At 59.5% G+C, this 3,196-nt stretch carries 4 protein-coding genes; all 4 read left to right on the top strand.

The annotated features are described in order from the left end of the window. A partial coding sequence (locus tag ABY948_RS11805; RefSeq protein WP_461482733.1) for a sigma 54-interacting transcriptional regulator occupies window positions 1–794 on the top strand: 794 nt, incomplete at its 5' end. A 296-nt stretch (window positions 795–1,090) separates the two neighbouring features. Beyond that, window positions 1,091–1,732, top strand: coding sequence for a BON domain-containing protein (locus ABY948_RS11800; protein ID WP_461482732.1), 642 nt, complete (start codon window positions 1,091–1,093; stop codon window positions 1,730–1,732). A gap of 81 nt (window positions 1,733–1,813) precedes the next feature. After that, a complete protein-coding gene (locus ABY948_RS11795) occupies window positions 1,814–2,197 on the top strand; it encodes a PA2779 family protein (protein ID WP_461482731.1) in 384 nt (127 codons plus the stop codon). A 47-nt stretch (window positions 2,198–2,244) separates the two neighbouring features. Continuing rightward, on the top strand, window positions 2,245–3,196 hold a 952-nt coding region (locus ABY948_RS11790; RefSeq protein WP_461482730.1), incomplete at its 3' end, for a PA2778 family cysteine peptidase.

Here is a 3,196-nt window from a genome sequence, read left to right as displayed (position 1 = left end):
CGTTCGTGGCGGTCAATTGCAGCGCCATTCCGGAACAGCTGTTCGAGTCCGAGTTGTTTGGCCACGTCAAAGGGGCGTTTAGCGGCGCCACCAGCCAGCGCAAGGGACTATTCCAGGAGGCCCGGGGCGGCACCATTTTCCTCGATGAAATCGGCGATATGCCGCTGCCTTTCCAGAGCAAACTGCTGCGCACGTTGCAGGAGGGCGAGGTGCGCCCGGTGGGAGCCGATGTCTCCGTCGCCATCGATGTGCGGGTGATTTCCGCCACCCACCAGGTGCTCGAGGAGCAAATCCGGTCCGGCAGCTTTCGGGAGGATCTCTACTACCGGCTCAATGTGGTGATGCTGGAACTGCCGCCCCTGCGGGACAGGCGCGAAGATATTCCGCTGTTGGCGAATTTCTTTTTGCAGCAGATGACCGCCGCCAAGGGACAGGAGCGCAAGAAGTTCTCCCCGGAAGCCCTGACCCTGTTGGTGGCAGCTGCCTGGCCGGGCAATATCCGTCAGCTGCAGAATGTGGTGGCGCAGACCTGCGTGCTCGCCTCGGGTCCGATTATTCCCGCTACCCTGGTGAAAAAAGCGCTGCGCACCGATGTGGCGCCCCTGCAGACCCTGTCCGCTGCCCGGGATCAGTTTGAACGGGACTACCTGATCAAGCTGCTGCAGATAACCGAGGGCAACGTCACCAAGGCGGCGGATTTGGCGGGGCGCAACCGCACCGAGCTGTACAAATTGTTCTCCAAACACGGCCTCAATCCCGAACTGTTCCGCCAGCCGAATGGCGCGGGCGAGTAGCCCTCGACCATCACCGGTGATCTTGCCTTTTGTGGCGCCGATGCCTGCATGTCGCTGTTTTGAGACGGACTAACGTATTGATTATGAAGGGGTTTTCCTTCAGCTTCTGAAAAACTGTCGCTATTCCCCGACAATTTTGTTGCCCCAAATCGTTCTCCCATTCCGGCCTGGATCTTAACGCTTTGAATTCATTGGCTTCCTGCTTTTTGGCACGGAAGTTGAGTTGTATTGGGTAACCGTGGCACCGCATTGCGTTTTGCCACCGATCCAGTGGAACAGTGATCAGGAGTGCCCATATGAACAGGTTGTCCGCCTTCGCACAGCGCCGCAAGCAGTCCCGCGATCAGCTGATCTACACCGCCCTGGCCGTCGCTCTGGCTGCCTGTAGTGCCGGCAGTAGCGCGGCTGAGTCCGCTGCCGATCTGGAACAGCGTTTCATGGACGGCTGGCGGGAGGGAAAAATTGAAACCATCTATCGGCTCAACCCGCACCTGAGCGACGCTGCGATAGATGCGGAGGTGAAGGGCACCTCGCTGGTGCTCAGCGGGGAGGTGGATGAAGAGATAGACCGGGAACTGGCGGAGGCCATTGCCCGGGGAGTGGACGGCATCGGGTCTGTGGACAACCGCATTGTGGTCGTCCCCGCAAAGCCTCAGCCAGCGGCAGAGGCCGCAGCGGCGCAACCGGACCTGAAGCAAACGCTGCAGGACATTACCACCACCACCCTGGTGAAAGGCAAGTTACTGCGGAGTCCCCATATCGCCGGCCTGGATATCAATGTCGACACGGTCAATGGCCAGGTCACCCTGGAGGGTGAGGTCGCCAGCAGCGCGGCGAAGGATCTCGCTTGGCGGCTGGCCAAGAATACCCACGGCGTGGTGGCCGTGGAAAATCGCTTGACGGTTCGACCGGAAAACACGGAAGGGTCCGATTCCTGAATATTGGGCCGGGTGATTTGGCTGCTAGAAAGTCTGCCCGGGTTAGAGCTAATTGGTTTTTTAATAGAAAAGGAGAGAGTGATGTTAACCGCAACAATGAAACGCTATATCAGTTGTACCCTGGTGCTGTTATTGACCGCTGCGGGGGTGCAGGCCAGTGCGAATGCGGCCCTGATCGGCACCCAACAGCTGGCCAGTGAAGTCAGTGTCGAGGTCCAGCGGGACGAATTGCAGACCCTGTTTGCCCGCGACGATGTGGTGCAGAAGCTGTCGGCCCTGGGGGTCGATGTCGCCAATGCCCAACAGCGGGTGGCCAACATGAGTGATGCCGAGGTGGCACAACTGCATGAACAGATCAACGACCTGCCGGCGGGTGCCGACACGCTGGGAACCATTGCCCTGGTGCTGTTGATCCTGATCCTGCTGGATGTGGCCGGTGCCACTGATATCTTCCCGAAAATTTGATGTTTTTCCATCCCCCCAAGTATGGGTTTTGCACGTGGCTTCGCCACGTGCCTTTTTTTCTGTTATTGCTGTTGTTGACCGGCTGTGTCGCCACGCCGCAAACGGACGCCCTGTTGTCCGGCGCTGTTCCGGTTGCGGTCGGAGCGCGAGAGCTGAGTGAGGTGCCCTTTTTTTCCCAGCAAAAATACCAGTGTGGACCGGCAGCACTGGCGACCCTATTGGCTGACAGCGGCCTCGATATCACCCCCGGGGAGCTGGTCCCCATGGTGTATGTGCCCGAGAGAAAGGGCAGCTTTCAGGTGGAAATGCTGGCGGCGGCCAGGCAGCACGAGCGCATTCCCTACCAGATTGCGCCACAGCTGAATGCGGTGATCGCCGAGGTGAGCGCGGGAAATCCGGTGCTGGTACTGCAAAACCTCGGCACTGGCTGGTATCCCCGCTGGCATTACGCGGTGGTGGTGGGCTTTGATCTGGCACGGGGCGAGTTCATCCTGCGCTCCGGAGACATCGAACGGCGCATGACAACCTTTAAAGCGTTTGAAAATACCTGGCGGCGCAGTCAATTCTGGGGTTTCACCCTGCTGCAACCGGGGGAACTGCCGGAGACAGGGGAGGAGAAAGGCTACTTTTTGGCGGTTTCAAGCTATGCCGAGCACGGCGCCGAGGATGAGGTGTTCAAGGCCTTGCAGGCGGGATTGCGCCGTTGGCCCGACAGCAGGTACCTGCTGATGGGGGTGGGAAACCACTATGTCCTGCGGCAGCAGCTGACGGAAGCGGCCGACGCTTACGAGAAGGTCATCGCGTTGGACCCCGACTACGCGCCGGCGCACAACAACCTGGCCTGGGTGTTGGGTGAACAGGGGTGGGTTACCAAAGCCAAACAGCACGCCTCACAAGCGATAGCTTTGGGTGGCCCTCATCTGCCGCAGTATCAATTGACGCTGGAGGCGCTGAATAAGCTCGGGGTGCCGGATACTGACCTGTCCACTAATAGGGAGT

The sequence above is a fragment of the Porticoccus sp. genome (assembly GCF_041592135.1).
Lineage (GTDB): Bacteria > Pseudomonadota > Gammaproteobacteria > Pseudomonadales > Porticoccaceae > Porticoccus.
The sequence above is the reverse complement of the archived record's forward strand: the minus strand, read 5'-3'. Positions and strand labels throughout refer to the sequence as shown.